Origin of the sequence: Companilactobacillus mindensis DSM 14500 (assembly GCF_001434275.1) — a bacterium.
GTDB lineage: Bacteria > Bacillota > Bacilli > Lactobacillales > Lactobacillaceae > Companilactobacillus > Companilactobacillus mindensis.
Genome location: NZ_AZEZ01000030.1, coordinates 1 through 6,141, shown reverse-complemented (window position 1 = coordinate 6,141; position 6,141 = coordinate 1). Strand labels below are relative to the sequence as shown.

General features: G+C 31.6%; 5 protein-coding genes. 2 read left to right on the top strand and 3 right to left on the bottom strand.

The features are described from left to right. Positions 1 to 66: 66 nt before the first annotated feature. Positions 67 to 426, bottom strand: coding sequence for a hypothetical protein (locus FD29_RS03525; RefSeq protein WP_057887582.1), 360 nt, complete (start codon positions 424 to 426; stop codon positions 67 to 69). Beyond that, positions 419 to 1,411: an exonuclease domain-containing protein gene (locus tag FD29_RS03520; protein WP_235804253.1), complete on the bottom strand. Its 993-nt coding sequence runs from the start codon at positions 1,409 to 1,411 to the stop codon at positions 419 to 421. The genes FD29_RS03525 and FD29_RS03520 overlap by 8 nt, the downstream gene beginning before the upstream one ends. A gap of 636 nt (positions 1,412 to 2,047) precedes the next feature. Here FD29_RS03520 and FD29_RS03515 point away from each other — a divergent pair. Further along, on the top strand, positions 2,048 to 4,933 hold the full coding sequence (locus tag FD29_RS03515) for a DEAD/DEAH box helicase (protein WP_057887581.1): 2,886 nt from the start codon (positions 2,048 to 2,050) through the stop codon (positions 4,931 to 4,933). Positions 4,934 to 5,080: 147 nt separating this feature from the next. Further along, on the top strand, positions 5,081 to 5,521 hold the full coding sequence (locus FD29_RS03510; protein WP_057887580.1) for a very short patch repair endonuclease: 441 nt from the start codon (positions 5,081 to 5,083) through the stop codon (positions 5,519 to 5,521). Here the strand turns inward: FD29_RS03510 and FD29_RS03505 are convergent. Continuing rightward, positions 5,518 to 6,078 (bottom strand): PDDEXK family nuclease, encoded by a 561-nt coding sequence (locus tag FD29_RS03505; protein WP_057887579.1) that lies wholly within the window; start codon positions 6,076 to 6,078, stop codon positions 5,518 to 5,520. The genes FD29_RS03510 and FD29_RS03505 overlap by 4 nt on opposite strands. Between the last annotated feature and the right edge of the window lie 63 nt (positions 6,079 to 6,141).

The following is a 6,141-nucleotide window of genomic DNA, read 5'->3' as shown; positions in this document are numbered from 1 at the left end:
AAAAAGGCTCCATAACTGTTAGATTTCTTGTCTAACAATTATGAAGCACTTTAAATCTCAACCAACTCACTTATCTTTATTTTCCATATTATCAACATGTATAATATTCAAATAATTATTTCTCAATAACTTTCTAATGTCATCGGATAATGACATATTATTACGCAAACCATTATATAATCTGTTCTCTAACTCATTAGCTATTCTTCTTTTTTCTATATTACTTACCTTACACATATTCATATTCTCAAATACATTAGTTGGGTATTCATAAGAAATACTTTCTTTACCATCCTTAGATTTTCGAATGATCTTATTAGCAAACAACATAACAAATGATCCTCTTAGAATATCATTTTTCTCATTAACTATACTATTATCAAATATAAAACTCTTCTTATTTTTTGTCTCTACAACTTCAATCATATAATATTCCCTTCCCATCTAATTCCTCACAAATCATGTCTACAAATAATGATTCATTAATTATTTTCAAATCCTGTCCCTTACTTATTAATTCCCGTGCCTTTTTTAGTTTAGTTGTAACTGTCCCTTTATTGTGCAAACTATACGCCGTATCCCCTAGAATCAAATAATTTGTTTTCATTGTTATACCATTCTGTGCAACACCACCCATATTTGTTACTATTTGTGCCGCTTGCCTTCGAACAAACATATCTAATTTTCCAGTAAAACAAACATTACAATCATAAAATGGATTAGTCTTATCAATTTCATCAGATTCCGGTTTTAATGTTGTTAAATCTAATTTACTCTGTCTTCTCCTTCTGAGCGATTCTAAAAAATCATTATTACTATTTTTTTTGAAATAATCCAAAACATACTTTGTATCATAGCAATCTTGTAAGCCTCTATGGGTTTGTTTTTTATTTAGTCCAATCCTTTTAATACAATCTTTTAATCTATTATGCCGTTCTTTAGGATAAAATCTTCTAGCCATTCTCAAAACATCGACATAATTATTTTGGAATCTTTTATTAAAATATTTTTTCGAAGTATCGTATATAAAATTGATATCAAAATTAACATTAAAACCAACAATCAAATCAGAACCAACAAAATCCAAAAGTTTTTGTATAGCTACGTTTATTTTTTCTCCCTGATTTTCAATCATTTTCTCAGTAATCCCCGTCATACTTTCAACATCAAATGGGACAAAATTATCATTAGGATAACTGACTAAATAACTAAGTTTATCGACAATGTTTTCATTTCTTACTTTTATGGCCCCAATTTCTATAATATGATCCCATCTAGGATCATATCCAGTCGTTTCCAAATCTATTAATGTATATTCATTAGGAAAAAATAATTGACTTTCACCTTTTTTTCGAACTATTTTTTTATCCTTAATCATCCTAACGGTATCTAAACCAATAACAAGTTCCATATACTTCCCCAACATTCTTTATTAAATTAACAATTACAAAACTGCTTTAATCCACCATACTTCGAATTCTTGTCATAGCTTTTATTCATACTATCTTTCTATAACTTCTTGTTCATTATTTGATTAATATCCTATCTCAATTATCAGCAATCTCTGTATATATTTTCAATTGTTAATAATGATTTACCATCTAGCACCGACATCACTCTTCAACAGTATCAATTGACCAACCCTTCTTTTATTCAAAACCTTTTCAATTTGCACAATAATAGTATCTTTAAAATTAAGTTATTTCCGTATTATTTGTGAAATGGTGATGCTTTAAAAAGAAGAGGCCTCGGTTCACGCATTAATAATATTTTCCTAGAAATTATCAATTTTTGAGTCCTATTGTAAATATTCTAAAGTAGGATATTTCACGTACAATTAGTGTTAACAGGTTCTTCATAATTTAATCTCTTAAACCCATAATACCTTTTGACTAGATCAAGGGACAGTAAATTAACAAAAGGCAATAATTTCTTTGATTGTAATCCATTATCCTCTAATCATTAATTACTATTTTTTCAATATTTGATCTATTCCCACTTCTGATATACTGAATTCATTGAAATAATTATTAACTGAGGTGGCCATATGAACATTGACGATGAAATCCGTAACGGATTAAATTTTGGATTCATAGATAATTCAACACAAGCATTAACCCGTTATCAGCCCTCATTAGTAACAAATAATAATGGAACTGTTCTAGACACCTTAGAAGAAGAACTATGTAATACTGACTCTTTCACTATTGCCGTTGCTTTTGTCACATTGGGTGGACTTTTAGATTTAAAAAGCACATTAACTGATATTGCAGCACATGGTGTTCATGGTCGTCTCATTACATCGACATATCTTAATTTCAATAGTCCAAAAGTATTCGATGATCTTCTACACATACCTAATCTCGAAGTTAGAGTTTTAAACCAAAATGGTTTTCATACCAAAGCCTATTATTTTAATCATGGTAATTACGAAAGTCTTTTAGTCGGAAGTTCCAATTTGACACAAAATGCTTTAAAGAAAAATTTCGAATGGAATCTTCGAATAACTTCAACTGAACGTGGAGATATTATTAATAAGGTCAAAGATGAACTGGAGAATCTTTGGCAACAATCAATTCCGTTAACAACTAAATGGATTGAAGATTATCGGCAAAATTGGCAACCTCCTACAACAACACCACAACTTTCAAAAAACATTGCTCGATCTAATCCAATTATTCCTAATAAAATGCAGAAATCAGCTCTTGAATCATTGAGACACTTAAGGGACGCAGAACACGCCAAAAAAGGTCTGATTGTTGCAGCAACTGGAACCGGTAAAACTTATCTAGCTGCTTTTGACGTTCAGCAATTCAAACCAAAGCGATTATTATTTGTCGTTCATCGAGAACAGATTTTGCGTAAGGCTATGCAAAGTTTTAAAGAAATACTAGGTGGACCAGATAGTGACTATGGAATTCTCAGTGGGAATCAAAAGGAATTATCAGCCCGTTACCTTTTTGCAACTGTCAATATGGTTTCTAAAAAATCGGTTTGCGAACAATTAGGTGAATCCGCATTCGATTATATTATTATTGATGAAGCTCATCGTGTGGGTCAAAATCAACTTGGTAAAAAAGAATCCATGTACCAACGTTTGATGAATTTTTACAAACCTCAATTCATGTTAGGAATGACTGCTACACCCGAACGAACCGATGGAACTAATGTTTATGCCTATTTCGATCATAATCTTGCTTACGAAATTTCATTACTTGACGCCTTGGACCATGAATTTCTTACTCCATTCCACTATATAGGTGTCACTGATTATGAAAAAGATGGTGAATCGATAACTGATAAAACTAGCTTGAAACATTTAGTCTCCGATGAACGAGTAAACTACATCGTTGCTAAAACCGAATACTACGGTCCTCGTAATCACGATGTTCATGGTTTGATTTTTGTCAGTCGGATAGAAGAAGGTCGAGAATTAGCTAATAAGCTTAAAGAACGTAATATCGATACGATTTTTGTCTCTGCTAGTGATACCGTGGAAACTCGTGAGAATGCAGTTCATCAATTAAATAATGGTGATCTACAGTACATTATTACCGTCGACATCTTCAACGAAGGTGTGGATATTCCCATAGTCAATCAAATCATCATGATGCGCCCCACTAAATCCAGCATCATCTTTTTACAGCAATTAGGTCGAGGTTTACGTAAAGCTCCTCATAAAGAATTTGTCACTATTTTGGACTTCATTGGCAATTATGATGAGAACTATATGATTCCAATGGCGTTTGACCGTTCAAATACTAGTAATAAGGAAAAAATCAGAAAACAAGTTATTAGTCCCAGTATCTCTGGCGTTTCAACAATCAACTTTGAAGAAATTGCACGTAATCACATCTTAGAATCTGTTTCAAAAGTTCGTTTAAATGACATGAAAAGATTCAAGAATGCATATCAGAATCTTAAAGATAAAATCGGCCTTCGTTCACCTATGCTGCTTGATTTTGCAAAAATGGGTAGCGTTGACGTACCCGATATCATTCAAAAATTTAAAACTTCATATGCCATGCAGCACAAATTTGAACAAGAACTACCTGAATCGCTTAACGACAAACAACAGTTATTTTTAACTTTTGTTTCTGAAGAGATTACAGTGTCTAAGCGTCCTATAGAAGCATGGATATTAAAACAATTATTAAATAAACAAACTCTAACCGATGAAGATATTCTATCGAGACTCAAGGAACAAAATATCTTTTGTGACAAGGAAACCATAGATAATGTTGCTTCAATACTAAATTTGAATTACTTTGCAAAAGGCAAACGTAAAAAATATGGCAACGTTGCATTGATTGAGCGAAACAACTCTATTTGGAAATTCACTGATAAATTACAATCACTGTTACAATCACAAGTATTCAAGAAATATTTTGTTGATGCTCTTGATGCAAATCTATGGAATTTACATCAAAATCCAACCATGTATCATACTCGATTTACTATTGGTGAAAAATACTATCGTTCCGATGTTATTAAGATGTTAAATTGGGAAAAGGAACCTAACTATTTGAGCGTTGGTGGTTATAGTTTGAGACAAGATAATCGTTTTTTACCAATTTTTATATCTTTAAAAAAGAATGACAAATTTCAAAACAAGATGATTTACGATAATACTTTTTTCGACCGTTCAACCTTGCCTTGGTTCTCAAAAGGCGGGCGTACAACCTCCAGCACTACTGAACAAAAGATTCTTAATCTTAAAAAGTTTGGAATAATCCAACTATTCGTTAGAAAATATAATGACGATAAACTCGAAGGCACTGATTTTTACTATCTTGGATCTGCTCGTGTTCTTAATGCTAAAGATATTGTTGAAGAAAATGTTGATGGTAAACCTACTAAATTAGTTGATTTTACGCTTCGATTGGAACATGAGGTTGATTCTGGATTGTATCGGGTTTTGACAGAAGATTAATGTCTTCTATATGTTCTTTAATCAAAAAAGCAGATTATTCAGTAATTCTTAGAAATAATCTGCTTTTTGAATTTCATTCCCAATATTATTTTGTGGTTAGGTATTATCATATTCGTAAAGACATTAAACACATAAGTGGTGAATAAAATGAAACATCCAAAATATTATGATACTGACAATAAAACAAGAAAAAGAATGTCTCACGTTCATCTTAAACGCGGAACTGCTGAGAATATTATTGCTACACAATTATGGCACAGGGGCATCAGATATCGTCGTAACTATAAAAAATTACCTGGATCACCTGATATTGCTATTACCAAATATAAAATTGCTATCTTTATAGACGGTGAATTTTGGCATGGATATGAATGGGAAGATAAAAAGAAAAGGCTGAAACGCAATAGAACATATTGGATAAAAAAAATCGAGGAGAATATAGCCCGTGACAAACGTGACGATAGACTCCTCGAAGATGATGGTTGGTATGTTTTACATTTTTGGGAAAAGATGGCACTGAAAAATACTGATTATTGTATTGAATTGATTATGTACTACGTCAAAAATAGAAATGACTCCATATTTTAATCTAATAGATCCGTAACTTTGCTCTTCACATATGTGTTATTTAAGAAAAAACATTGCTTTGTCATATAGTTATTTGAGTAACCCTCTGGTTTATTGGTCCATTGTGCTGATATCGGTAATTCATTAGAATTTTTACTGTATTTATATGCTGCCTTTCCCGCATGTGGCCTTACATGAATCACTGGACTCTCACTTTGTTTTGGTAAATTATTTTTAACTTGATGGCTATTTTGAGTTTCGATATATCTCAGCTTAACTCCTTCTTTTAACACTTTGACTGTATTTCTCCAACAATCAAATATCGGTCCATCAATATCCGTTTGTGGAATATTATAAAATTTAAATCCTTTAAAAAAATTATTTCCATTTGAATCATATTGAAATACGCAAAAAATCATAGTCGATTCTGAAAGCATCATATTAAGTTCAGCTGAGGGTGTCCCGCTTTGGTCTTCCCACTCTTCTTCACAAATATTTTTAAAATCAAAATATGGAAATGACATACTCTGTCTATTATATCCTCGTTTATCAAACTGAATAGTTTTAGCAAGATACATAGCTTTTTTTCCTACGATTAGTCAAGTGGATATATAGAAAATGAGAGTATTCTAAACAGTACT

Coding starts and splice junctions, on each gene's coding strand:
- FD29_RS03525 (WP_057887582.1), bottom strand. CDS start 426: ATGATTGAAGTTGTAGAGACAAAAAATAAGAAGAGTTTTATATTTGAT.
- FD29_RS03520 (WP_235804253.1), bottom strand. CDS start 1,411: ATGGAACTTGTTATTGGTTTAGATACCGTTAGGATGATTAAGGATAAA.
- FD29_RS03515 (WP_057887581.1), top strand. CDS start 2,048: ATGAACATTGACGATGAAATCCGTAACGGATTAAATTTTGGATTCATA.
- FD29_RS03510 (WP_057887580.1), top strand. CDS start 5,081: ATGAAACATCCAAAATATTATGATACTGACAATAAAACAAGAAAAAGA.
- FD29_RS03505 (WP_057887579.1), bottom strand. CDS start 6,078: ATGTATCTTGCTAAAACTATTCAGTTTGATAAACGAGGATATAATAGA.